This window comes from Pandoraea pneumonica (genome assembly GCF_049918595.1).
Taxonomy (GTDB): domain Bacteria; phylum Pseudomonadota; class Gammaproteobacteria; order Burkholderiales; family Burkholderiaceae; genus Pandoraea; species Pandoraea pneumonica_A.
In genome coordinates this window covers 1245580-1269768 of record NZ_JBNCRZ010000002.1, presented here as the reverse complement: position 1 = coordinate 1269768, position 24189 = coordinate 1245580, and the positions used below count along the sequence as shown (strand labels likewise).

Genomic DNA, 24189 nt, shown 5'->3' with positions numbered 1-24189 from the left:
CCGCGAGGCCGGCGATCTCGGCGGCCTGCGCATGACCACGAAGCTCGCTGCCATCGTGGGCATTCTCGCGCTGTTCGGTTTCCCGCTCGCTGTCGGCAATCCGTACTACATCCACATGATCGAGACGATCATGATCTACGCGATCCTGCTCTTCGGGCTGGATATCGTCGTGGGCTATACGGGGCAAGTGTCGCTCGGTCATGCCGGGCTGTTCGGCATTGGCGCGTATGTGGCGGGCGTGTTCTTCGCCAAGCTGGGGCTCTCGCTCTGGCTGGCGCTGCCCGCTGCGATTCTGATCACGGCCGCCTTCGGTGCAGTGCTCGCGTTGCCTGCGCTGCGCGTGATCGGACCGTATCTCGCCATGGTGACGCTCGCGTTCGGCACCATCATCCAGATTCTCATCAACGAGATGGACTTCCTCACCTCGGGGCCGTTGGGCATCAAGCTCAGCAAGCCGCTCATCGGCGGGCATCCGATCGACGAAGTCGAGTACTACTGGCTGGTGGCCGTGCTGCTGTTGTTGAGCATGCTGGTGGCGCACCGCATCCTGAAGTCGCACCTTGGCCGGGCGTTCGAAGCCCTGCGCGATTCTCCGGTGGCATCCGACTGTATGGGCGTGTCGGTGTATCGCTACAAGGTGTATGCGTTTGTGATCAGCGCTGGCTTTGCCGGTCTCGCGGGCAGTCTTTACGCCTATTCCGAGCAGTACATCTCGCCGAACACGTACAACTTCGAGCTGACGATTCTGTTCCTGCTCGCCGTCATCATGGGCGGGCGCAAGACGCGCAGCGGCTCGCTGCTGGGCGCGGCCATTATCGTGCTGCTGCCGCAGTTGCTCGACGACATCGGCACCTTCCGCATCGTGGCGACTGCCATCGCGGTGGTGACGACGGGCGTCGCTGTTACCGCGATTGCGCGTGGCCGTACGAGTCTCGCCAAAGCCGCTGTGCCAATCGTCGGTACGATCGCCTTGGCGAGCGTGACCTGGTGGCGCGACAACATTACCGATTGGCGTCTGACGATCTTCGGCCTGATGATTTTGTTCGTCGTGTACTACCTGCCCGACGGCATCATCGGTTTCCTGCGGGCCAAGGTGATGAACCGCCGTCGCGCGCACACTGTGTCGGCAGCACAGATCGACGAAAGCGTTGCCGGTACCACCGATCCGGTGCTGGCGGCTGCCGCCAACGGTCCGGAGGAACTGCTCAAGGTACGCCAGTTGCTCATGCAGTTCGACGGGCTCAAGGCGCTCAATCAGGTGGATTTGACCGTCAAGCGCGGCACGATTCACGGCCTGATCGGCCCCAACGGCTCCGGCAAAAGCACGATGATGAACGTGCTCACGGGCATTTACGTGCCCACGGCGGGCAGCATCGAATTCGCCGGGCAGTCGCTCGCCGGTCGCACCTCAGCGGACATCGCGCTCTCGGGCGTGGCGCGCACGTTCCAGAACGTGCAGCTGTTCGGCGAGATGACGGCGCTCGAAAACGTGCTCGTCGGGCTGCATCACACGTTCGACTCGACCCTGGTCGACGTGTCGTTGCGACTGCCGCGTTACAAGCGCGAAGAAGGCGGCGCGCGGGCCCGGGCGATGCGATTGTTGGAATTCGTGGGGCTGGCGGCATTGGCCGACGAAGAGGCGCGCAACTTGCCGTACGGTAAGCAGCGCTTGCTCGAAATCGCCCGCGCGCTGGCGCTCGATCCGCGCTTGCTGTTGCTCGACGAGCCAGCCGCTGGTCTGACCGCACCGGATATTCGCGAGTTGCTCACGATCATTCGCAAGATTCGCGATCACGGCATCACGGTGATTCTGATCGAGCACCACATGGACGTGGTCATGAGCACGTGTCAGACGGTGTCCGTGCTCGACTTCGGACAGAAGATTGCGGAAGGGCTGCCGGCACAGATTCAGGCCGATCCGAAGGTGATCGAAGCCTATCTGGGCGGCGCAACGACGACTCACTGACGCGCGCCATCTCGCGGGTGCCGGGGTGTCCGGCATTCGCGAGGTATCAGGCAGCCACGAACTCACGGAACTTCTATGCTTTCCATTCGTAATCTGCAAGCCGGGTACGGCAAAGTGCAGGTGTTGCACGGCATCGATATCGATGTGCCGGGCGGCCAGGTCATCACGCTCATCGGGTCGAACGGTGCGGGCAAGACGACAACCATGCGCGCCGTGTCAGGCATGATCAAGCCGACGTCCGGGGAAATTACGCTCGGCGAGAAGCGCATCGACGGCCTCGATTCGCATCGCATCGCCAAACTCGGTCTGGCGCACTCACCCGAAGGCCGACGCGTGTTCGCCACCATGTCGGTGACCGACAACCTGCGTCTCGGCGCTTTCCCGCGCTTGACCGGCAGCCGCCCGCGCGGCGATGTCGCCGCCGATCTCGAGCGTGCGATGGATCTGTTCCCACGCCTGAAAGAGCGCCGCAATCAGTTGGCGGGCACGCTCTCCGGTGGCGAGCAGCAGATGCTCGCGATGGCCCGCGCGGTGATGCTGCGCCCGGACATCGTGCTGCTCGACGAACCGTCGATGGGCCTCGCGCCGATTTTGGTCGACGAAGTGTTTCGCATCATCGGCAACCTGAAGTCCGAAGGGGTGACGATGTTGCTCGTCGAGCAATTCGCGGCGGCGGCACTCGCGGTGGCCGACTATGGCTACGTGCTGGAGAACGGGCGCATCTCGGTGCACGGCCCGGCCGAGCGTCTGCGCAACGACGATGCCGTGCGTGCGGCCTATCTCGGCGGCGGTCACTAAACGTCAAAACGGGCAGTCCTTGCGGGCTGCCCGTCTCGTCTTGCCGAATCTGCGAACTGCCGCGTTGGCGTTCTAGCGGTTCACATCCACGACCACCCGGCCGTGAATCTCTCCCTTCACAATGCGTCGTCCGATGCCGATGGCGTCGTGCAAACCCACGTCGTGCGAAATGCCGCCGAGCTTTTGCGGCTCGAGATCGCGCGCCAGACGCTGCCACGCCTGTTCGCGCCGCGCGCGCGGACACATCACACTATCGATGCCATGCAGCGTGACGCCGCGCAGGATGAACGGTGCCATGTTCGCCGGGAAGTCCATACCCTGCGCAAGCCCACACGCAGTGGCGATACCGCCGTAGCGCAACTGCGCGCACGCGTTGACCAGCGTGTGCGACCCGACGGAGTCGACAACCGCAGCCCAGCGTTCTTTCTGAAGCGGTTTGCCGGGATCGGAGAGCAGACTTCGGTCGACGACTTCGGCAGCGCCCAGCGCTTTCAGATAATCGGCCTCGTGAAGCTTGCCGGTCGACGCCACGACGCGATAGCCGAGCGAGCTAAGCAGCGCGATGGCGACCGACCCCACACCGCCTGACGCCCCGGTTACCAGCACGTCGCCGTGATGCGGTGTGAGTCCGCTGTGCTCGAGCGCCATCACCGAGAGCATGGCGGTGTAACCGGCGGTGCCGATAATCATGGCGTCGCGCGTCGTCAGGCGTTCGGGCAGGCGCACCAGCCAGTCGCCTTTGAGACGCGCTTTCTGCGCCAGACATCCCCAATGCGTTTCGCCGACGCCATAGCCGTTGAGCACGACGCGGTCGCCCTTTTGCCACGCCGGATGCGACGATTCGAGCACCGTGCCCGCGCCGTCGATACCCGCCACCATCGGCCATGCGCGTACAACCGGGGCGCGCCCGGTGATCGCCAGACCGTCTTTGTAGTTGATCGTGGAGTAGTCGATGGCGACGAGTACGTCACCGTCGACCGGGAGGGTATCGTCTTCCAATGCGGTGACGGCGGCCTGCGTGGCACCGTCGGACTGCGTCAGCAAAATGGCGTTGAACATGCCTTGGGGTCTCCGAAGCTGAAGGGGGGAACTTCGCTACCGCTTACTGCCAATGAAAAATTGCCGAGCGATGTGGCGGCCGGGGCCGCCGTGACAAGCTATCGCGGGAGTGCCGCAGCAATGGCATCGCGGGTTTCTCGTGTGAGCACGCGAACCAATTCCGCCGCCGGTAAAACGCGCGCGAGCGGCGCGGCTTGACCGGCCCATTGTGCCGCATAGCCGCTGTGCTTGTGGGCCTTGGCGGCGGCGTTGAGCGACTTGCCCGCGTCGTACGTGATCGGGTAATCGGGAATGGCCGGGCGGCCCGGCACTTGTTCGAGTTCCCAGAACCGATTGGCGAGACCGCGCGCTGGGCGTCCGGAGATGGCGCGAATCAGTGCCGTACGCGGTGGTTCTGCGCGCGTAAGGGTCTCGCGATACGCGGCGTCCGCGCCCGATTCCGGACAGGGAACAAAAGCCGTGCCCATTTGTGCGGCCTGTGCGCCAAGGGCGAGCACGGCGGCAATGCCTGCGCCGTCCATGATGCCGCCCGCTGCGATCACCGGCAGCGAGGTGAGTGTGACCAGTCGGCGCACGAGCGCGAAGGTGCCCAACTGCTCGTCTTCGGTGCGTTGCCGGTCTCCCTCGTCGTTGAAGCGTCCGCGATGGCCACCGGCTTCCCAGCCTTGCGCCACGATGGCATCGATACCTGCCGCTTCGATGGCGGCCGCCTCTTTCTCATTGGTCGCACTGGCAAAGAGCACGATGCCCGCGGCTTGCAAGGCATCGATCCAGTCTTGCGACGGCAAGCCGAAGTGAAAGCTGATGACGGCCGGGCGTTCTTCGAGAAACATCTCGTACATCGCCGCGTCTTCCACGAAGCTCAGATAAATCTCGCGCAACGACGCCGGCGGCTGCGCATCGAACTGCGCGAATTCGGGCGCGAGATAGGCGAGCCATGCGGCTTCGCGCGCGGCATCGGCTTTCGCCGGCACGTGCGTGAACACGTTGACGTTAAACGGACGGTCAGTCAGCGCGCGCGTTTGGCGGATGACCTCGCGTGCGGCCTTGGCATCCATATTGCCGACGGCGAGTGAACCGAGCCCGCCCGCGTTGGAGACAGCGGCAACCAGTGCCGGGGTGGAGGCGACGGCCATAGGCGCCTGAATAATGGGCGTGGTCAGGCCGAGGCGTTCGGTGAGGCGACGTGTTGTCATGGGGGAGCCTGCGATCAAAGCGTGGCCGCGAGTTCGCGCAGGGCGTTGAACGACTCGTGCAATTCGGCGCGCAATACACCGACCAATTCGGCAGCAGGCATGGCTCGGGCGAGCGGTGCCGCCTGACCGGCCCATTGCGCGGCGTAATCGCTGTTGCCCTTGGCTTTGGCTGCCGCATTCAGCGCCTTGCCCGCATCGTAAGTCACCGGATACGCGGGTAGCAGCGGACGCTCGACCGCTTCCTCAAGTTCGTAAAGACGATTCGCGAAACCACGTGCGGGGCGCCCGGAGATGGCGCGAATGAGCGCAGTGCGTGGTGGCGCGCCACTCGTGAGCCGTTCGCGATACGCAGCGTCGGCGGCCGATTCCGGACAGGCGACGAACGCGGTGCCGAGTTGCGCGGCTTGCGCCCCGAGGGCGAGCACAGCAGCGATACCTGCGCCGTCCATGATGCCGCCCGCCGCAATCACGGGCAGCGACGTGTGCGTGACAAGCAAGCGCACCAGGGCAAGCGTGCCGAGTTGTTCGTCGTCGGTCGGTACGCGATCGCCGAGGTCTTCGAAGCGTCCACGGTGTCCGCCCGCTTCATAACCCTGCGCCACGACGGCGTCGATGCCCGCGGCTTCGATCGCGCGGGCTTCCGCCAGATTGGTGGCTGTGGCGAACAACGTGATCCCGGCAGCGTGCAGCGCATCGATCTTGGCTTGCGACGGCAGGCCGAAGTGGAAGCTGACGACGGCGGGACGCTCTGCGAGCACCATCTCGAACATGTCGTCGTCGGCCACGAAGCTCTTGTAGATCTCGCTCAGTGTGGCGGGCGGAGCGGCATGGAAGCGCGCGAATTCCGGCGCGAGATAGGCGAGCCATGCCGCATCGCGCGCGGTATCGAGCTTCGCGGGCGCGTGACAGAAGAAGTTGACGTTGAACGGCTTGCGCGTCAGCGCGCGCGTGTCCTGAATGGCTTTGCGGGCGGCTAGGGCGTTGACCGAGGCTACGCCCAGCGAACCGAGTCCGCCTGCGTTCGAGACGGCAGCGGCCAGCGCGGGCGTGGACGTGCCGGCCATAGGCGCCTGAATGATCGGGGTGAGCAAGCCGAGACGCTCGGTGAGCGGATGAGAGGCAGGGGAGCTACGCATGGCGATCTGCACCTTTCATGAGTCGGTGGGTTCAGTAGGGGGCGGCAGCGAGGACGCTGCTGGGATGAAGCCGACAACGCAGGGCGAATGTCCACTATGGCACATGCCCAACGCGATAAAAGATACCACTGAAATGCATCTTTGTGCCAACCACCCCGTCTGAATTCACGGGGTGGTGGATGGCGGTGTGTCGGGTTCGCCCATCAGATCGGCGGCCCGCGACCGTGTCATGTCGGCACGGCGGAAGTAGCCGACGACGGTGGCCACACTGGTGTGTCCGGTCATTGCCATGGTCTCGGCCAGCGGCACTTGTTGGTGCGCGGCTTCGGTCACAAAGCCCGAGCGCAGTGAGTGCGCGGAGAAGTCGCCTTCGAGCCCGGCGAGTTGGCAGCGCTCGCGCACGATGTCGCGCACGGCGGCTTCGGAGAGCGGCTCGCCGACATGGCCGCCACGTCGCACGCGCCTGAATATCGCCCCTTCGGTAATGCCCGCCGTCGCCAGCCAGTCGGTCAGTGCCGCTGCCGCTGCGCCCGTCACGGGCTTATCGTTTTCCGCGAGATCGGCGCCGTGCTGATTGGTTTTCGACCACGTGAGCGTGAACACGTAACTTTCCGGCCCGGTGCGGCGCACGTTCTCGCACGTTGCCCGCACGACTTCCGAGCGGCGACGCCCGCCACTCGCCCAGGCGAAGAGCAGCAACGCCCGGTCGCGCTTGCCGCGCAGCGACTCGTCGCAGGTGGCGAGGAGCTTGCGCAGTGGCTCGCGCGTCAGGGCGTCTTTCTTCGTCGTGCGCACACCCCGTTTTGCATAGGCGCGCCGTGTTTTGGCGAGCAGTTCGCGCACCGCGGGGTCGGCGCACGGATTGGGCAACTCACGCGAAGTATGCAACTTGGCCATGACGCTGACTCGATGAAGCAGCGTGGCGAGCGCAGGCGGCCCGAGGTGTGCCTTGACGCCTTCCGCGACGAGTGCGGCGTCGAGGGCAGGCGGCATCTCGGTCGTCAGCCCGTGTTTGCCTTGGTGCATCGCGTGATCGACAACGAATTGCACGATGACGGCTGGTGGGAGGGGAAGCGGCAGGCTCAGTGCCGCCGCGCCATCGCCCGTGTTCACTGATGCCGCCGATGCCGCCGATTGCACGTTCGCAGCGCCAAAACGTAGTCGATACCAGCTCAACCAGTACCGCATAGCCGATTGATAGCTCTGCCGCGTATTGGGCGAGTCGCCTTCGCGCACCAGGGCGCGTGCCGCATCGCGGGCAGCGGCGTCGAGTTTGGCCGGATCGAGCGGTGCGGGCAGGTGAGAGGCCTCCGCGTTGACGGGCACATTTCGCTGGTTTGGTTTCAGGGGCGGCATGTTGCTGAATTGGGTGTGAGACGTAATTTTTCTATCAAACATATTATTTCATATGTAATATGTAGAAAATATAACGTATGTAGTAAATAGATAACGATAATCTTCACTTATCGTGGGTTATTTGGCAATGACGTTGTTTCCGTGTTGATTCAGCCGTCAGACGAATGAAGGAGTGCCCTATGAATGCCATGTCACCGAAGAACGCCGCCATGCCGGTGCCGTCACCGCGCTCGGCCGGGCGCGGTATTTCGGAGCAGGACGTCTGGTCGGCGGCCGATACGTTGTTGATGGCGGGGCAGCGACCGACGATCGAGCGCATTCGGCAGCAGTTGGGGCGCGGTTCACCCAACACCGTGAGCCCATATTTGGACGCGTGGTTTGCGGGGCTGGGCGCGCGCTTGCAGGGTGTGATGCCCGGAATGCCCGGGATGGCGGGACTGCCCGAAGGCGTTGCGATGCCGGAGAGCGTCGCCCGAGCTGCGATGGACTTGTGGGCGCGGGCGTTGCAAGAAGGTCGCGACGCCTTGGCCGAGGAAGCGGCGGCGCGGCGTGCCGTGCTGGATGCTCGCGAGGCGGAACTCGCCGCGGAGCGCGAAGCATTGGAGCAGGCGCGGGCGGTGCTGCACGAGCGCGTGGCGTCTGCGGAAGTTGCTGCTGCGGATGCGCGCCAGGCCCGCGACGAAGCGCAGGCTCAGGCCCGCCGGGCCGAGGCATTGTTGATCGATGCACAGGCCGACGCGGTGACGTCGCGTCAGGCGCTGGCGGACGCTCGCGTGGCAGCGCAGGCCACGCTTGAGGCACATGCGCAACAACGCACGGAATGGGATGGTGAGCGTCAGCGTTTGAGCGAGCGCGCCGAGGCCAACGAGCGGCGTCTGTTGCTGGAACTGGATACCGCGCGCGAGTCGATCAAAGCCTTTCAGCAAGAGCGCAAGCAAAGCCAGCGCCAGTTGCAGGACACAGAATCCGAACTCGCGGCACTGACCGAGGCGCAGCACGAACTGCGAGCTTCGAAGGCGGTACAAGATTCGCTCATCGCGCGCTTGCGAGAGCAGGTCAGCGCGCAGGAGGCGCTGGTGTCGATGTATCAGGCGTCGTTGGCGGCGGTGCCTGCAACGGCCGGAAATCTGGGTGCCACGGGGGCTTTGGTTGGGCGCAAACGCCGCGCGAGTTACGCTGCGGCACCGGCCACATCGGTGCTACGCCGCTCGCGCAGGGCTGGGTAACTGGCGCGCCGCTTCGCCGACTACTTCGCCTGTGCGAGGGCTGACGCCGGGGCCTCCCACCCGCCACCCAACGCCCGGAACGTCGCCACCGCCGCGCGGGCGTTGTCCGCTTGCACGCGTGCATCGGTGTCGCGCACGGTCAACAACTGACGGTCGGCATCTAGCACTTCATAAAGACTGACCGTCCCCCCGGTATAGGCATCTTGTGCGCTGTCGCGCGCTCGCGTCTGCGCTTCAACTGCGCTAGCGAGATCTTTGCGTTGTTGCTCTAACTCGACCAGCGTGACAACGGCGTTCTCGACATCTTCCGTCGCGTGCAGCATCGCCAGCCGATACTGCGCTAGCGCCTGCGCATTCGCACCGCGTGCCTGCGCCACTTCCGCGTCGATCCTCCCAAAATCGAACAACCGCCAACGCAACCCCAGGGCCGCTAGCGGCTGAAAGGTCGCCGCACTCGGCACGCGCCCGCCCGCGAGCGTATCGAAGCCAAGCACCCCCGAGAGCGACAGCTTCGGGTAGTACTCGGCGAGCGACGCCCCAATGCGCTCATTGGATGCCGCGAGTTGTCGTTCCGCCGCAATGACGTCGGGCCGGCGGCGCAGCAAATCGGCGGGGGCACTAGCGTCGCCAATGGCGGGGATCGCCAACGGACGGGCGTGCAAATCGTCGTCCTGTGTGGCGACACTCATACTCCGTGCATAGGTCCCCGGGGCGGCACCCATCAACACATCTAGCCGATTGAGTTGCGTCTCGCGCTCGATGCGCAGTGGCGGCAACGTCGTGCGCGCCTGTGCGAGCAGCGCTTCCGATTGCGCTATTTCGCGTGCCGTTGCCAGACCATCTTTCAGGCGTAAGCGCACGATTTCCACGAGCTTCGCATCCGTCGCAATCTGGTCTTCGGCGATGGCCAGTCGACGCTGCGCCGCGCGCACACGGAAGTAGGCGTCGGCCGCTTCGGCCACGATGCTCACACGCACGCCGTCACGCTGCGCTTCGGCGGCTTGCGCCAGTGCGCCAGCGGCTTGTGCCGAGCGCTGCAAGCCACCGAACAGATCCAACTCCCAACTGGCGCCCGCGCCAATGTCGTAGATCGTCATGTTCCGGTTGTAGCCGGGAAGGGCGCGCGCCACCGTGCCGAGCGGGCTTTCGAGCGACTGATGTTCGCGCGTGACGCTCCCATCCAGCGTCAACGATGGCAAACGCTGCGCCCCGGCCTGCCGGGCTTGAGCGCGCGCTTGTTCGACACGCGCCATAGCGGCCTGCAAGTCAAGGTTCTGTGTCAATGCCTGCTGCACGATGCCAGTCAGTACCGGGTCGTGAAAGCCTGTCCACCAGTCGTCGAGCGCCGGGGCGTCGGGGCTGCCGTTTGCCGTTTTGTGTGCGGCGTCGCGTTGTGCCAACCGTTCACTGGTCACGAAATGTGCGGGTAAATCGGCGGCGGGCTGAACGTAATCGGGGCCGATGGCACAACCTGCGAGCACGGTGACAGACATCGCCAGCCATGCGTGTCGCAGCGTCGGGAGGGGCATTTTGGCGGATGTCGGCGAAGGGTTAGTCATGGGCGGCAGAGGTTCGATCGGCGAAAGATAACGAGTTACTTGCAAGATGATAGTTGCAACTCTATACTCACTTTCATTCTGAAAGCAACCCCTGTTTGTCGATGTCGTTTTCTGCATTTCGGCATCGCGATTCCATGACCCCACGCCAAACGAAGAAGGATTGACCCCCATGACTTCCCCGAGCACTGCGGCCCCGCAAGCCACTCCGGCCAATCAATCACCTGCGGCGCTGCCGTCCAAACGCACGCGAGGGCGGCTCGTACTGCGCGGTGCGGTCGTCGTGGCGGCCATTGCTGCGCTTGGCTATGGCGTTCATTGGTGGACGACGGCCCGGTTTTTCGAATCGACGGACGACGCGTATGTGGGTGGCGACGTCACGGTGTTGGGTCCGAAGGTGCCGGGCTACATCGCGCAGGTGCTGGTCACCGACAATCAGGCCGTGCATGCCGGTGACGTGCTGGTGCGCCTCGACGACCGCGATTACCGCGCCGCGCTAGCCAAGGCCGAAGGCGCCGTTGCGGCACAGCAGGCGCTGCTTGCGAATCTCGACGCCACGGCGCGTTTGCAAACGGCGGTGATCGCACAGGCGCGTGCCAGTGTGGTTGCGGTGGCGGCCGACGCGCGCCGTGCTCGCGACGATCAGGTGCGTTATCAAGACCTCGTCGCCAAGGCGGCTGTCTCTGTCCAAAGCGCGCAAAAGGCCGATGCCGACTACAAGCAGCTGGCCGCCAACCGCGACCGGGCGGAAGCCGGGGCAGTGGCTGCCGAGCGGCAGCTCGATGTGATCGCCACGCAGAAGCAGCAAGCGCAAGCGGCGTTGGCACAGGCCGTGGCCGAGCGCGACATTGCGAAACTCAACCTCGAAGATACGGTCGTGCGCGCACCGGTCGATGGCACGGTCGGCAACCGGCGTGCCCGTGCGGGGGCGTATGCGTCGGCGGGTACACAACTGCTGGCGATCGTCCCGGCGCATGGGCTTTGGGTGGACGCCAACTTTAAAGAAGGCCAACTTGCTCGGTTGCGCCCCGGCATGCCGGTGAAGATCGAAGCCGACGTGCTGCCGGGCCGTGTGTTCCACGGGCACGTGGCCAGTCTGGCACCGGCGACGGGCGCGCAGTTCAGCGTGTTGCCGCCGGAGAATGCGACGGGGAATTTCACGAAGATCGTGCAGCGGGTGCCGGTGCGCGTGCAACTCGACGACGCGGACGGCCGACTCGGTACGCTGCGCCCGGGGCTGTCGGTCACGGCGGAAGTCGATGCGCGCGGCGATGACGGCGCAAGCGCACCGGCTGCGCCCAAGGTGGCGGCACGATGAGCGCCGCACATACGGGTGGGGCACAGCCGGCGGGGCTGCCACTACCGTTAGCACCCGACGCGCAGACTGCCGACGCACGGCTGAGGCCCGGCCCGCCCGCTGGCGAGCCCGCGAGTGAGTCGGCCAACGAGTCCGTCAATGACGCACGCCCCAGTTCGCCGTTGGGCCCGGGTGGTGCGAGTGGTGGTTTCTCCGCCGATTCCATGTCGACAAGGGCCAAGGTCATCGCCTTCATGACGATGGTGGTGGGCATGTTTATCGCGCTGCTCGATATCCAGATCGTGTCGGCGTCGCTGCGGGACATCGGCGGCGGGCTATCGGCTGGGGCGGATGAAACGGCGTGGGTGCAGACCAGCTACCTGATTGCCGAGATCATCGTCATTCCGCTCTCGGGCTGGCTGTCGCGCGTCATGTCGACACGCTGGATTTTCGCGGCATCGGCGGCGGGCTTCACGGTGGCGAGTTTGCTGTGCGGCGCGGCGTGGAATATTCAGAGCATGATCGCGTTTCGCGCGCTGCAAGGGTTTCTCGGCGGCTCGATGATTCCGCTCGTGTTCACGACGGCGTTCGCGTTCTTCAGCGGGCCGCAGCGCGTATTGGCGGCGGCGGTGGTCGGTGGGTTGTCGTCGCTGGCGCCGACGCTCGGGCCGACCATCGGTGGATGGATCACCGACAACTATTCATGGCACTGGCTGTTCTTTATCAATCTGGTGCCGGGCATCTTCGTAACGGTGATGGTGCCGCTGCTGGTGCGCATCGATCGCCCGAACTGGTCGCTGCTGCGCGGGGCCGATTATCTCGGCATGGCGTTGATGGCGGTGTTTCTCGGCTGTCTTGAATACACGCTGGAAGAAGGGCCGCGCTGGGATTGGTTTGGCGACGCGACGATTCGCACGACGGCATGGCTGGCCGGGCTGTGCGGTATCGCGTTTCTGTGGCGCAGTCTGACGTACGCGCAGCCGGTGGTCGACTTGCGCGCGCTCAAGGAGCGCAATTTCGCACTCGGCTGCTTCTTCTCGTTCGCGACCGGTATCGGCATTTTTGCGACGATCTACCTGACACCGGTGTTTCTTGGACGGGTCCGTGGGTTCTCGGCGTTCGAGATCGGCGTGGCGGTGTTTTCCACCGGCATCTTCCAGTTGATGTCGATTCCGCTCTACGCGATGCTCGCCAACCGTGTGGATTTACGCATCTTGATGATGGCCGGGCTGGGCGCCTTTGCCTTGTCGATGTGGCAGTTCTCACCGATTACGCACGACTGGGGCGCGGCACAACTGATGTTGCCGCAAGCGTTGCGCGGGGCCGGACAGCAGTTTGCCGTGGCGCCGATTGTGACGCTCACGCTGGGGAGTCTGCCGCCCGCGCGGCTACGCCTCGCATCGGGGCTGTTCAACCTGATGCGCAATTTGGGCGGCGCGATCGGCATTGCGGTGTGTACCACCGTCCTCAACGACCGCACGAATCTGCACTTCTTCCGGCTCGCCGAGCAGTTAGGCGAGGGCGGTCCGAATGTCAGTGCATGGCTCGCGGGCGTAGGGGCGCGCATGAGTGCGTCGGGGCTCGACGCGGTGGACGCGCAAACGGCGGCGCTGCGTCAACTCTGGCTGCTCACGTTACGGGAGGCCCAAACCATTACGTTCGGCGACATCTACGGCGGCATGAGCCTGATGTTCTTCGCGGTCACCTTAATGGTGCCGCTCATGCGCCGGGTGGCACCGCCCAAGGCGCCGAGTGCCGATGCGCATTGAAGCCGAAAACGCCAGTTGGCTTGCCCGCTGGCGTCGACGCGCTTATGCTCACTTGCATGGTAATAGGCAGCGCCGGTCATTCCGGTGATGCCGGATAGGAAGAATTCGCGAGGACCCGATATGCAACGAAAGACTTTCCGCGACATGCAATGTCCCATCGCCCGCAGCCTGGAGCGCGTCGGCGAATGGTGGAGCATTTTGATTTTGCGCGAGGCGGGCTACGGGACGACGCGCTTCGACGACTTCCAGCGCCGACTCGATATCGCGCCGAATATGCTCACGCGCCGACTTCATGCATTAGTTGAAGAAGGGCTGCTAGAGCGCCGTCAGTATTGCGATCGTCCGCCGCGCTTCGAATATGTGCTCACCGATGCGGGACGCGATTTCCGGCCTGTGCTCTGGGCGTTGCTCGCGTGGGGAAATCGGCATTTCGCGCCTGAAGGTATTTCGGCGCAGCTGATCGATCAGGAGACGGGCAAGGTGGTTGAGCCCGTCGTGGTCGACGCCGTGACCGGCGTGCGACTCGATCCGAAGCGGCATGTGCCGAGTGCCGGGCCGATGGCGAATGAGGGAATGCGCGCGCGACTCGCCCGCGCGGCGGCGTTTGCGACTGGCCAGCCGCTGCCGGACCTGGCGGCCGCAGACGCGCCGGATGTCGATGGCGAACCGGTCGACGTGGCCGACACCGCCCACCGGTAATCCGGCCCGATCAGGCCATTGCCGGGGCGGGCGGCGACGCCAGCAACCGGGCAAACGCTTCGCTGGTCAGCGGCTTGCCGAGCAGGAAGCCTTGCATTTCATCGCAAGCCAGCGTCTTGAGTGCGGCGCGCTGCGAGTCGGTCTCCACCCCTTCGGCGACCACATCCATATCCAGCGAGTGGGCGAGCGCGATGATGGCCGACACCACGGCGCTGCCTTCGCGCCCATGCGTATCGAGGCCGTTCGTAAAGAACCGGTCCATCTTCAACTGCTTGACCCGGAAGCGTTGCAGATACGCGAGGCTCGAGTAGCCAGTGCCGAAGTCGTCGATGGCGACTTCGAAGCCACGTTCTTGAAACGCACGGATCACGTCGATCGTGTGTTGCGCGTCGAACATGGCCACCGTCTCGGTGATCTCGAACATCAGCCGGTCGCAGTCGATACCTGCCCCTTCCACAATGGCCACAATGTTTTCGATTAGCGACGATTGCGCCAGTTGCCGGGGCGACAAATTGATCGCGACCTTCACCCGCGGCAAACCTGCGGCGTCCCATGCCCGGATGTGTTCGCACGTCGCGCGCACCACCCAGTAACCGATTTGCACGATTTGTCCGGTGCGCTCAGCCACCGGGATGAAGTCCGCCGGCTGCAACTCGCCGAACTGCGGATGGGTCAGGCGCAGCAGTGCTTCCGCGCCCGCCAGCGCCTCGGTGTCGCCGCGATACTTCGGCTGGAAGTGCAGCGAGAAGTATTGCTCGTGTTCCGCGTCGTGCAGCGCTTGCTGAATCTCCCACGTGCGTTGCGCCGCCGCATTCATGCGCGGCTCGAAGTAGCGGAAAATGCCGCGTCCCGCCCGCTTGGCTTCGTACATAGCGGTATCGGCGTGCTTGAGCAGGATGTCGATGCTTTCGCCGTCGTCGGGATAGACGGCCACACCGATGCTCGGCATCACATGCAGCGATTGGTTGCCCACGCGCAGGCCGTCGCGCATATCGTCGAGCAGGCGCTGGGCCACGCGGCCCGCGACTTCCGGCGACGACAGCGAGCCGAGCAGCACCACGAATTCGTCGCCGCCAAGGCGGGCCACCACGTCGTCGCCGTTCACGTTCTTGCGCAGCCGCTTGGCAAAAGCGCGCAGCACATCGTCGCCCACGTTGTGGCCGAGCGAGTCGTTAATCGTCTTGAAACCGTCCAGATCCATGAACAACACCGCAAAGCGGCGTTGGTCGCGGCGCGAGTTGATCAGCGTGCGCGCGGCGGCGTCGTGCAGCGCGCGGCGGTTGGGCAAATCGGTCAGCGCGTCGTACGTCGCCATACGGGCGATCTGCGTATTGAGTTGCAGCACCGAATTGGCGAGGAAGCTCGTGCGCGCATCGAGCCGCGAGACGAGCAGGGTGGTCACCAGAATCAGGAAGGTGAACATGCTCACCGTCGTGACCAGCCACGGCGAGCTGACCGAGCTGGCGGCACCGCAGATGGCGCCCGGCGCGAAGTTGGCTGCCGCCATGCCGGTGTAATGCATGGCCGTGATGGCCAGCCCCATGACCACGGCCGCACCGATACGCTTGGCCATCACGTAACGCAGGCTGCCGTCGCGCAGGGTCTGGGCAATCCATAGCGCCGCCGTGGCGGCTGCGATGGCGATCAGGACCGAGGCTGTGAACAGCAGTGGGTCGTACTCGATCCCGGGCTCCATGCGCATGGCGGCCATGCCTGAGTAGTGCATGGCGGCGATGCCCACGCCGAGCGTGATGCCGGCACCGGCCAGACGCCACGCGGTAAAACGTTCGTTGGCGACGAGCCACAGCGCGGCCCACGAGATGACAATCGCGATGCCGAGCGACCCGGCGGTAATGACGGGGTCGTATCCCAACGGGATGGCAGCGTGCGACGTCAGGGGCGACCAGGACGGCGACAGCGAGAGCGCCAGCATGCCGATGAAGTGCATCGACCAGATGCCGATGCCCATGGCGGTCGCACCGACGGCCAGCCACGCGTGGCGCATGCCACGGTGAGTCAGGAGATAGATGCGCCCTGAGAGATCGAGCGCTGTGAACGACGCCAGTACGGCAACCGCGAGCGATAACGCAACGAGCCAAACACTGTACGAACTCGACATAAGAAAACCGACCGAAAAGTCCCGCTTATCTGGTTATCGGCAACTTCGGCCGATAGTTGAGGGCGCGCGTCAGAAATTTTCCGACACGGCGTTTGCCGTCCACGCGAATGCGACGCGCGCCGGGGGATTGGCCTGCAACCGGCGTCCTGCGCCGATCTCGACAGTCCCCATGCCATAGTGAATAATCCGTTCATACCCGCCCCCACCCGACATTTGCCGGGGGATGCGGCCGACGCAGGTGCCATCGACCGTCATCGACCCGATGCCGGACGCATGCGCTCTCGGCGGCGTGCCGGGGCTGCAAAATCGGGGGCAGAATTCGACAGCCCTCGATTTTGCCTGATTTCTTCGGGTTTTCCTCGCACTGCATCAATCTTGATGGCCAACTTGCCCGCAGGAGCCGTGATATGCGCAATCGCATGGGGCTGTTACCTGACACTCCCCCGACCTCGACGGGGCCCGTAGCGCCAGTCGAGCCCGTGGTGCCGTTCGAGACACGTGTGGCGGCTGGGCGCAAGCTACGCGAAAAAACGCCCCGCAGCAGCCAGTCGCACCTTGGCAACACCGACCGCGACATCATCGAGCTGCTGCGCATCAGCAGTGAAGGCCGGGTGGCCTCGCTGGTACCTCTGCGCTATGGCCGCATGCTCGCTTCGCCGTTCGCGTTCTACCGGGGCAGCGCAATCGTGCAGGCGCATGACCTTGCCGGTACGCCGAACTCGGGCCTGACCATGCAAATCTGCGGTGACTGCCATCTGGCCAACTTCGGCGGGTTTGCCACGCCCGAGCGCGCGCTGATCTTCGATCTGAACGACTTCGACGAAACCGCGCCGGGGCCGTGGGAGTGGGATCTCAAGCGGCTGGTGGTCAGTCTGGTGCTGGCCGCGCGGCAGTTCGGATTCGGTGACACGCTCGGCGTGGAGATGGTGCGCGCTGCGGTGGATAGCTACGCGCGGCGACTGGACGAATACGCCCACATGTCGACCATTGCCCTCTGGCATGAGCAGATCACATTCGATCGCATGCTGAATCTGGCCGAGACCGACCGGGTGCGCGAAGGGGTCAAGCGCGGTATTGCCCGCGCGACCGGGCGCACCCACGAAAACGTACTGCCCAAGTTTGCGCAACAGGTCGGCGATCACTGGCAGATTCGAGACGCGCCGCCGACGGTCTTCCACGTGCACGGCGCCACCACGCTTTTCGGGCCAGAGGACGACTGGCTGGGCCTCGGCGATTGGAACACGCTGTTCAGCCCGGTCTATAAGAGCTACGTCAGCTCGTTGCCACCGGATCGGGCACGCATGCTCGCCAACTACACCCAGCAAGATCTGGCGTTCAAGGTGGTCGGCGTGGGCAGTGTGGGGACGCGGTGTCTGGTGTTGATGCTAATGGATGCGCACGAGCAGCCGCTGTTCCTCCAGTTCAAGGAAGCCTCGAAGTCGGTGGTGTCGCGCTTCTTCAAGAACGTCACGCCGAAACACGACGGCCGTCGTGTCGTCGAAGGTCAGCGTCTGATGCAAGCCGCATCGGACGCGTTCCTCGGCTGGGGTAGCGGCCCGTTCGGGCGTTGCATCTACGGGCGGCAACTGCGCGACATGAAGGTGTCGGCGCAATTCGAACTGTTCCGGGCGGACGGTTTCCGCGAGTACGCCGCCTTGTGCGGCTGGGTGCTCGCCCGGGCGCATGCGAAAGCGGGTGGGTGTGCCGCAGAGCAGGTCGGCTATGTGGGGAAGGGCATTCGGCTTGGTGAGGCGCTGATTCATTACGCCACCGATTACGCCGACCAGGTCGAGCGCGACTACGAGGTGTTCCGCAAGGCTTGCCGCGACGGGCGTCTCGAAGCCCGTACCGATGCCGATATGGCTGCCGACTTTGCCGCTTGAGGGTGTCGCTTGAGATCACCGACGCAACGCCTATGGGCGCGTACCTTACTCGCCGTTCGCCGGACCGTGCGGTGGGTGTCGCGCACACCGACGCTGATTGTCTGGTCCGGTGTCGCGATTTCCGTATTGCTCATGGGGGTGGCGGCAGCGCTGCTCTACGAGGGACGGGTGCTGGTGCTCGCGCGTGCCGCCGACAACCAGCGCAATATCGCGCAGGTGCTCCAGCGCGACCTTGAACTCAACTTCCAGCTTTATGAGGCGTCGCTCGATGCCGTGGTCAAGCTGCTCGCGCGGCCCGATATCGACGCCTTGCCACCTGCGTTGCGCCGAGAGCTGATCTTCGAGCGGGCGGGCGCGTCGCGGCACATCGGGTCGCTGGTGGTGCTCGATACGCAGGGCAACGTGGTGATCGACGCGGCCAGCGAGATTCCGCGCACGACCAATCTCGGCGACCGGGATTACTTCCTCGTGCATCGCGATCATCCCGACGCTGGGCTTTACGTGAGCGGTTTTATCCACTCTCGGCTGCGCAACAACGCACCGACGATGGTGCTCAGCCGTCGCATCGCCAAGCCGGACGGGTCGTTTGGCGGCATCGTGTCGCTCTCGGTCGATATCGAGTACTTCCGGCAGCTGTTCGATCACATCGAAGTCGGGCGTCAGGGCGTGATTCTGCTGCTCGGCAAAGACGATGCGATCTTGATGCGCAAGCCGTACGACGCGTCGGTGATCGGCAAGACCATGGCGCAGACGGGGCGCTACGAGGCGATGCCACCGGGCCGCGACAATCAGCGCATTTACCCCATTCGCTTCGAAGGGCGGCCGAGCCTGATGTCGCGACAATTCCTCGATAACGCGCCGCTTACGCTGATTGTGGTGACGTCGAGCGACGACGCGCTTGCGCCGTGGCATAAGCGTGCCATCGAGCTCGGTGGCCTGTTCGTCTTGCTGCTTGCGGGGTTTGTCGGCACGTCGTTTCTGCTGGCGGCGCAATTGCGGCGGCGCTTGCGGGCCGAGAGAGAACTGCGGCTGCTCGCGCGCACGGACGGACTCACAGGGTTGTCCAACCGTCGCTCCCTCGACAAGATTCTCGCCAACGAATGGCGGCGCATGCGGCGCGGCGGGCAGTCGATGTCGGTGGCCTTCGTCGATATCGATTGGTTCAAGCGCTACAACGACACGCATGGCCATCAGGCCGGTGACGCTGCGCTTGCTGCGGTGGCCAGTGCCATCGGGGCGGCGCTGCAACGCCCGTCCGACAGCGCAGGCCGGTACGGCGGCGAGGAGTTCATTGCCGTCATGCCCGATACCGATGAGGTTGGCGCGCAGCGCGTGGCCGAGGCGATTCGCTTGCGCGTCGAGCGGCTCAATCTGGAACATGCGACGAGCGACTTTGGTCGCGTGAGCGTGAGTGTCGGCGTGGCGTCTCGCCGCCCGCACGGTCGCGAGACCGTCGACGTACTGGTGAAGGCTGCCGACGACGCGCTCTATCAGGCGAAGTCCACCGGCCGAAATCGTGTGACCGTCGCACCGAATGACGCTGAATAGGGTGTCGATTCGCCGGGTTTCGTAGGATTTCTCCGATAGCGGACGGGGTGGCGGGCGTGATTTCGTCCGCTCTCATCGCATTTCTTCAAAATTTTCCTCATCTCACTCCACTTTTGATTGGTTTTGTAACCAATTGAATTGGCTTGTCTTTTTGGCCGGCATTGGCGCTACCTCCGCGTTTGTCCCGTTCTTGCCAGCATTCGCCTACACGTCTTTCAGATTCCGCCGATTCGCCCGGCGAAACCGCCTATCTACAATCGGTTTCAACAAGTCCAGTGACAGACACGAAAGCAAAGCGCTGCACCGGATACGAGATCAAGTCCCCGGGCGAGGGGATACACAAGAGACTCTTTTGGGAGGTCACAAATGAAACAAGCCAATCTGCTCAAGCTCATCATGGCAGGCGCACTCGCCACCACCGGTATCGCAGCCCACGCGCTGGATCAGGGCGGGATTATCAAGATTGCCGACAACGCCGGCGCCAGCGGTGCCATGAGCGATACGGGCCGCAAGATCGATGACTCGGCGCTGACCGCCAAGGTCAAGGCCGAACTGCTCGCCAAGAAGGACGTGCCCTCGACCAAGGTGCACGTGACCACCCGTCACGGCGTGGTTCACCTCACGGGTTCGGTGCCGCAATCGGCCCAGAAGACGCTCGTCGTGGATACCGTCAAGGGTGTCGATGGCGTGGTCGACGTGAAGGACGACATCAAGGTGATGGCGCAGTAACCCCGCAGTAACTCCACCGTCATCGCCGCTGCATTCGCTGTAGATCCGTGACATCCGTGATACAGGCGTCGCAACGAGACTCTCGAGTCCGTTGCGGCCTCACTGGAAGACAAGGAGAGACATTATGACTATGCAAACCGGCCGGGGCCCCGCGCCCCAATCAGGCGCGCGCATCGTAGGCGCCACCACTAAGCTGCCCGATGGACCGGGCCCGTCGGTGATGGCTGCCGACACCCTCGACGCCGAAGACGTCGTGAACCCCGCAGGCGAGAGCCTCGGCAAAGTCAAACACATCATGCTCGACGTGCAACGCGGCACCGTGGCTTACGCCGTGCTGTCGTTCGGCGGCTTCCTCGGCATGGGCGACAAGCTGTTCGCCATTCCCTGGCACGCCTTGCAACTCGACGTGGAAAACAAACGATTCATTCTCAACATCGACAAGGAAGTGCTTAAGAAAGCACCGGGGTTCGATAAGGACCACTGGCCCAGCATGGGCGACCTGCATTGGGCCGAACAAGTCCACACGTATTACACCGTCGACCCGTATTGGCATTGAGCCGGGAGGCGACCTGCTCATGCCGCGCACATTCGTTACACCCCGCATTACACCTATTACCCGCCGGCTGACGCAGGCCCCCCGCCTGTACGCGCATTTGCCCGAGCCTTTCGACCCGAGCAAACCGCCCGGGACACCGCCGCCCAAGTCGCCCCCGAAAGAGGACGAACCGACGCCGATGCCCCCGCCTGACCGACCGCTTGATCCGCCCGTGGAGGAGCCGCCGTTGCGCCCACCCGGCAAATACGTCGCCAGCATCAGTGCAGTGGGCCTGGTTAGGTAACGCCAGCCCGGCAAGGGAGAAAAGTCATGCTTGGCACCATCTTGTTGATTGTTTTGATTCTGATGTTGATCGGTTCCGTGCCGGCCTGGCCGCACAGCCGCGGCTGGGGGTACTACCCGTCGGGCGGTCTCGGTCTCGTCGTCCTGATTGTGCTGATCCTCGTGCTGATGGGACACATCTGACACAGAGGAAGCGCTGTCCCCCAATACGATGGTTCCGGCCCCCGCAGCCAGTGAGCCATCGTACTTTTCCGGCCCCATGGGCCGGTCTTTTTTTGTGCGGCCGGTGCTGACCTCGATGCGTCATTTTGCATTGCAAGGCAAATCGGGGAAATATGGCGGAAATTGCCCTGTTTGATGAAGTTTTGGGGTTGCTGCATTGCAGCGCACGCCCAGCAACGTTGGGCGGATTGACGTAAAATCGGCCGCTATGAGTTCCCCCCAAGTCCTTTCCGTCGATGCAGCCGAAGCGCTGCCCCCGTCGTCCATTCCCGTCTGGCTTTCGTTCGTCGCACTCGCGATGGGCGGTTTTGCGATCGGGACGGGCGAGTTTGTCATCATGGGCCTGCTGCCCGATGTCGCCCGTGGTCTGAACATCACCATTCCGCAAGCCGGTCATGCCATCAGTACTTATGCGCTGGGCGTGGTCATCGGTGCGCCGCTGCTTGCCGTGCTTGGCGTGCGCTTGCCGCGCCGTGCGTTCCTCATTGCCCTGATGGCGATGTTCGCGATCGGCAATTTCGCGAGCGCGATGGCGCCGGGCTATCTCTCGCTGATCGGCCTGCGCTTCTTGAGCGGCCTGCCGCACGGCACCTACTTCGGTGTGGCCGCGTTGGTCGGCGCGTCGCTGGTGCCTCCGCACCGCCGTGTGCACGCCGTTGGGCAAGTAATGCTCGGTCTTACGCTGGCGACACTCTTTGGTGTGCCGCTTGCCGCCGGGCTTGGCCAATGGCTGGGATGGCGTGCGGCCTTCGTGCTCGTGGGCGCGATCGGCACGCTCACGGCGATCCTGGTTTGGCGCTGGGTGCCTAATGTCCCGGCTCCGAAGGGCGCCAGCCCGCTACGTGAGTTGGCGGCGCTGCGTAGCTCGCAGGTCTGGCTCACGCTGGGGATCGGTGCCATCGGCTTTGGCGGCATGTTCGCCGTGTTCAGCTATATCAAGCCGACGCTGATGCAAGTGGCTGGCGTGCCCGAAGGTTGGGTGCCGTTCTACCTCGCGCTGTTCGGTATCGGGATGGTCGGCGGCACGATCATCGGGCCGCGCCTTGTCGGTGCGACGTCGCTGATGCGCGCCATCGGCGGCACGCTCGTCTGGTCGGCATTGCTGCTCGGGGCGTTCACGTTTACCGCCGCCAGCCCGTGGCTCGCCGGGGTCAATGTGCTGGCCATCGGCACGATCATCATCATCGGCCCGGCGTTGCAGATTCGGTTGATGGACGTGGCGGGCGAGGCGCAAACACTGGCGGCGGCGCTCAATCACTCCGCCTTCAATATGGCCAACGCCGCCGGCGCATGGCTCGGTGGCGTGGCGATTTCCGCGGGTTACGGCTGGACTTCGACCGGCTGGGTCGGTGCCTTGCTGTCTTGCGCAGGCATGCTCATGTTCTTCTGGGCACGCCAGGACGCGCGCCGGAAGGCTCGATAACACAACCCCTGCATCACGAACGTCGCGAAGAAGGCGAGCGGATAAGCCCACCAGATGCCGGTCAATCCGGCGATCCGCTCGAAGATCAGGGCAGCCGGCACTTCGATGCCGAGCAGCCCGATCACCCCCAGCAACATCGGCACCCACACCTTGCCGCCCGCGCGCATCGCGCCAGTCACGATGGCGGTCAACCCCATCACCGGCACGCTCCACGCCGTGACGTAAAGCAGATGCGTCGCGAGCGCCAGCACTTCAGGGTCGGTCAGGAAGCCGCGCATGATGAGCGGTGCCGCTAGGCAGACCAACCCCGTCAACATGCCTGTCATCCCCAAATTACATAGGAAGCCCGTACGCACGATGGCATCGATGCGCTCGCTGCGGCCTGCGCCGATGGCATGGGCGCACAAGATCGACGCCGTAATGCCGAACGTCATGATGGGCAATTGCAACCAGCTCATCACTTGCGTGACGGCGCCGTAAGCAGCGGTCGCGTTCGCGCCGTGGCGATTCACCATACCGAGCAACGCGATTTCTGCGATGGCCATCGTCAGCATTTGCATGGCGGCAGGCACACCGATGCGCAGGATCCCTCGCGCAAGGTCAGGCCGAAATTGCACGTTACGCCACAGACCCGCACCGGGCGCCAGCGCATGCGCTTTGCGGCGCCAGTACATCACCATCCAGATCAGGGCGACGGAGAACGCGAGCAGGGTCGACGCGGCGGCGCTGGCCACGCCTAGCTTCGGCAACGGTCCCCATCCGTAAATGAATGCCGGTGTGAGACACACGGCCAGCACGGTTGCGATCAGCAGCGTGAACAGCGGCGAGACGGCGTCGCCCGTGCCGCGACTCATCGACGTCGTCAGCCAAAGCAAATACACGATCGGCATGCCGATGAGCATCCATCGGGCATAACGCGTGGCGTCGTCGATCACTGCCAGTGGCGTACCGAGGGCGCGCATGAGCGGTGCGGCAAGCCAGCCGCCTAGCACGCTGGTCACGACGCCAGCGACGAGCATCATCACGAGCGCCGTCGCTGCGATATTTCGAACGCGCACGAGATCGCGTGCGCCCCACGCTTGCCCGATCATCACTGTGGCACCCGCCGATAGGCCGATGACGATCGCCAACAGGAAGAAGAATACGGGGAAGAACGCAGACACGGCAGCAATGGCTTGTGTACCGATCAAGTGCCCGAGGTAAATGCCGTCGACGGTGCCCGCGATCGATTGCAACGCGTTGGTCAGCATCATCGGGACGGCGATCAGCAGCCACGTGCGCCACAACGGGCGTGGCGGAGTGGGTGGGGGTGCTTTGATTTCGTTAGTCATGGTTGTCTCAAGGCAAACTTGCCGGGAAATTCCGGGCA

19 protein-coding genes are annotated in these 24189 nt (G+C 64.2%); 12 read left to right on the top strand and 7 right to left on the bottom strand.

Annotated elements, in window-relative coordinates; genetic code table 11:
- Positions 1-31: 31 nt before the first annotated feature.
- Positions 32-1966, top strand: a complete 1935-nt coding sequence (locus ACPWR9_RS12105; protein WP_426297929.1) for an ABC transporter permease subunit — start codon at positions 32-34, stop codon at positions 1964-1966.
- 75 nt (positions 1967-2041) lie between these two features.
- Complete coding sequence (locus ACPWR9_RS12100) at positions 2042-2764, top strand: ABC transporter ATP-binding protein (protein ID WP_150678317.1); 723 nt, start codon at positions 2042-2044, stop codon at positions 2762-2764.
- 72 nt (positions 2765-2836) lie between these two features.
- Here ACPWR9_RS12100 and ACPWR9_RS12095 read toward each other — a convergent pair whose 3' ends face one another.
- From ACPWR9_RS12095 to ACPWR9_RS12080, 4 genes are all read right to left on the bottom strand, one after another.
- On the bottom strand, positions 2837-3823 hold the full coding sequence (locus tag ACPWR9_RS12095) for an MDR family oxidoreductase (protein WP_426296712.1): 987 nt from the start codon (positions 3821-3823) through the stop codon (positions 2837-2839).
- 98 nt (positions 3824-3921) lie between these two features.
- Positions 3922-5019 (bottom strand): NAD(P)H-dependent flavin oxidoreductase, encoded by a 1098-nt coding sequence (locus ACPWR9_RS12090; RefSeq protein WP_426296713.1) that lies wholly within the window; start codon positions 5017-5019, stop codon positions 3922-3924.
- A gap of 14 nt (positions 5020-5033) precedes the next feature.
- A complete protein-coding gene (locus tag ACPWR9_RS12085; RefSeq protein WP_426296714.1) occupies positions 5034-6155 on the bottom strand; it encodes an NAD(P)H-dependent flavin oxidoreductase in 1122 nt (373 codons plus the stop codon).
- Positions 6156-6320: 165 nt separating this feature from the next.
- The gene (locus ACPWR9_RS12080; protein WP_426296715.1) at positions 6321-7511 is read right to left on the bottom strand and encodes a site-specific integrase; all 1191 of its coding nucleotides are present in this window, start codon (positions 7509-7511) and stop codon (positions 6321-6323) included.
- A gap of 179 nt (positions 7512-7690) precedes the next feature.
- On the opposite strand from ACPWR9_RS12080, the gene ACPWR9_RS12075 reads away from it, so the two are divergent.
- Positions 7691-8737, top strand: a complete 1047-nt coding sequence (locus ACPWR9_RS12075; protein WP_426296716.1) for a DNA-binding protein — start codon at positions 7691-7693, stop codon at positions 8735-8737.
- A gap of 20 nt (positions 8738-8757) precedes the next feature.
- Here ACPWR9_RS12075 and ACPWR9_RS12070 read toward each other — a convergent pair whose 3' ends face one another.
- Positions 8758-10266, bottom strand: coding sequence for an efflux transporter outer membrane subunit (locus tag ACPWR9_RS12070; RefSeq protein ID WP_426296717.1), 1509 nt, complete (start codon positions 10264-10266; stop codon positions 8758-8760).
- Positions 10267-10465: 199 nt separating this feature from the next.
- On the opposite strand from ACPWR9_RS12070, the gene ACPWR9_RS12065 reads away from it, so the two are divergent.
- The 3 genes from ACPWR9_RS12065 to ACPWR9_RS12055 all read left to right on the top strand — a co-directional run bounded on the left by ACPWR9_RS12065 (position 10466) and on the right by ACPWR9_RS12055 (position 14058).
- Positions 10466-11611, top strand: a complete 1146-nt coding sequence (locus ACPWR9_RS12065; RefSeq protein WP_426296718.1) for an efflux RND transporter periplasmic adaptor subunit — start codon at positions 10466-10468, stop codon at positions 11609-11611.
- Between the two features lie 203 nt (positions 11612-11814).
- Positions 11815-13359, top strand: a complete 1545-nt coding sequence (locus ACPWR9_RS12060; protein ID WP_426297931.1) for a DHA2 family efflux MFS transporter permease subunit — start codon at positions 11815-11817, stop codon at positions 13357-13359.
- A gap of 120 nt (positions 13360-13479) precedes the next feature.
- Positions 13480-14058: a winged helix-turn-helix transcriptional regulator gene (locus tag ACPWR9_RS12055; protein ID WP_426296719.1), complete on the top strand. Its 579-nt coding sequence runs from the start codon at positions 13480-13482 to the stop codon at positions 14056-14058.
- Positions 14059-14068: 10 nt separating this feature from the next.
- On the opposite strand, the gene ACPWR9_RS12050 is transcribed toward ACPWR9_RS12055, so the two are convergent.
- Entirely contained in the window at positions 14069-16177 is a 2109-nt protein-coding gene (locus ACPWR9_RS12050) for a putative bifunctional diguanylate cyclase/phosphodiesterase (protein ID WP_426296720.1), read from the bottom strand.
- A 407-nt stretch (positions 16178-16584) separates the two neighbouring features.
- Here ACPWR9_RS12050 and ACPWR9_RS12045 point away from each other — a divergent pair, with 407 nt between their 5' ends.
- From ACPWR9_RS12045 to ACPWR9_RS12020, 6 genes are all read left to right on the top strand, one after another.
- A complete protein-coding gene (locus ACPWR9_RS12045; protein WP_426296721.1) occupies positions 16585-18060 on the top strand; it encodes a DUF2252 domain-containing protein in 1476 nt (491 codons plus the stop codon).
- Positions 18061-18135: 75 nt separating this feature from the next.
- Complete coding sequence (locus tag ACPWR9_RS12040) at positions 18136-19608, top strand: diguanylate cyclase (protein WP_426296722.1); 1473 nt, start codon at positions 18136-18138, stop codon at positions 19606-19608.
- 366 nt (positions 19609-19974) lie between these two features.
- Positions 19975-20337: a BON domain-containing protein gene (locus tag ACPWR9_RS12035; protein ID WP_426296723.1), complete on the top strand. Its 363-nt coding sequence runs from the start codon at positions 19975-19977 to the stop codon at positions 20335-20337.
- A 124-nt stretch (positions 20338-20461) separates the two neighbouring features.
- The gene (locus ACPWR9_RS12030) at positions 20462-20893 is read left to right on the top strand and encodes a PRC-barrel domain-containing protein (protein WP_426296724.1); all 432 of its coding nucleotides are present in this window, start codon (positions 20462-20464) and stop codon (positions 20891-20893) included.
- Positions 20894-21202: 309 nt separating this feature from the next.
- Complete coding sequence (locus ACPWR9_RS12025) at positions 21203-21358, top strand: DUF3309 family protein (protein ID WP_426296725.1); 156 nt, start codon at positions 21203-21205, stop codon at positions 21356-21358.
- 247 nt (positions 21359-21605) lie between these two features.
- Positions 21606-22820 carry an MFS transporter gene (locus ACPWR9_RS12020; RefSeq protein ID WP_426296726.1) on the top strand — a complete coding sequence of 405 codons (1215 nt, stop codon included), beginning with the start codon at positions 21606-21608 and terminating at the stop codon, positions 22818-22820.
- On the opposite strand, the gene ACPWR9_RS12015 is transcribed toward ACPWR9_RS12020, so the two are convergent.
- Positions 22718-24151 carry an MATE family efflux transporter gene (locus tag ACPWR9_RS12015; protein ID WP_426296727.1) on the bottom strand — a complete coding sequence of 478 codons (1434 nt, stop codon included), beginning with the start codon at positions 24149-24151 and terminating at the stop codon, positions 22718-22720. The two genes, ACPWR9_RS12020 and ACPWR9_RS12015, sit on opposite strands and share 103 nt — an antisense overlap.
- Positions 24152-24189: the final 38 nt, after the last annotated feature.

Bases quoted from the DNA above. Each gene is read 5' to 3' on its own strand.
- ACPWR9_RS12105 (WP_426297929.1), top strand. From the start codon at position 32: ATGACCACGAAGCTCGCTGCCATCGTGGGCATTCTCGCGCTGTTCGGT.
- ACPWR9_RS12100 (WP_150678317.1), top strand. From the start codon at position 2,042: ATGCTTTCCATTCGTAATCTGCAAGCCGGGTACGGCAAAGTGCAGGTG.
- ACPWR9_RS12095 (WP_426296712.1), bottom strand. From the start codon at position 3,823: ATGTTCAACGCCATTTTGCTGACGCAGTCCGACGGTGCCACGCAGGCC.
- ACPWR9_RS12090 (WP_426296713.1), bottom strand. From the start codon at position 5,019: ATGACAACACGTCGCCTCACCGAACGCCTCGGCCTGACCACGCCCATT.
- ACPWR9_RS12085 (WP_426296714.1), bottom strand. From the start codon at position 6,155: ATGCGTAGCTCCCCTGCCTCTCATCCGCTCACCGAGCGTCTCGGCTTG.
- ACPWR9_RS12080 (WP_426296715.1), bottom strand. From the start codon at position 7,511: ATGCCGCCCCTGAAACCAAACCAGCGAAATGTGCCCGTCAACGCGGAG.
- ACPWR9_RS12075 (WP_426296716.1), top strand. From the start codon at position 7,691: ATGAATGCCATGTCACCGAAGAACGCCGCCATGCCGGTGCCGTCACCG.
- ACPWR9_RS12070 (WP_426296717.1), bottom strand. From the start codon at position 10,266: ATGCCCCTCCCGACGCTGCGACACGCATGGCTGGCGATGTCTGTCACC.
- ACPWR9_RS12065 (WP_426296718.1), top strand. From the start codon at position 10,466: ATGACTTCCCCGAGCACTGCGGCCCCGCAAGCCACTCCGGCCAATCAA.
- ACPWR9_RS12060 (WP_426297931.1), top strand. From the start codon at position 11,815: ATGTCGACAAGGGCCAAGGTCATCGCCTTCATGACGATGGTGGTGGGC.
- ACPWR9_RS12055 (WP_426296719.1), top strand. From the start codon at position 13,480: ATGCAACGAAAGACTTTCCGCGACATGCAATGTCCCATCGCCCGCAGC.
- ACPWR9_RS12050 (WP_426296720.1), bottom strand. From the start codon at position 16,177: ATGTCGAGTTCGTACAGTGTTTGGCTCGTTGCGTTATCGCTCGCGGTT.
- ACPWR9_RS12045 (WP_426296721.1), top strand. From the start codon at position 16,585: ATGCGCAATCGCATGGGGCTGTTACCTGACACTCCCCCGACCTCGACG.
- ACPWR9_RS12035 (WP_426296723.1), top strand. From the start codon at position 19,975: ATGAAACAAGCCAATCTGCTCAAGCTCATCATGGCAGGCGCACTCGCC.
- ACPWR9_RS12030 (WP_426296724.1), top strand. From the start codon at position 20,462: ATGACTATGCAAACCGGCCGGGGCCCCGCGCCCCAATCAGGCGCGCGC.
- ACPWR9_RS12025 (WP_426296725.1), top strand. From the start codon at position 21,203: ATGCTTGGCACCATCTTGTTGATTGTTTTGATTCTGATGTTGATCGGT.
- ACPWR9_RS12020 (WP_426296726.1), top strand. From the start codon at position 21,606: ATGAGTTCCCCCCAAGTCCTTTCCGTCGATGCAGCCGAAGCGCTGCCC.
- ACPWR9_RS12015 (WP_426296727.1), bottom strand. From the start codon at position 24,151: ATGACTAACGAAATCAAAGCACCCCCACCCACTCCGCCACGCCCGTTG.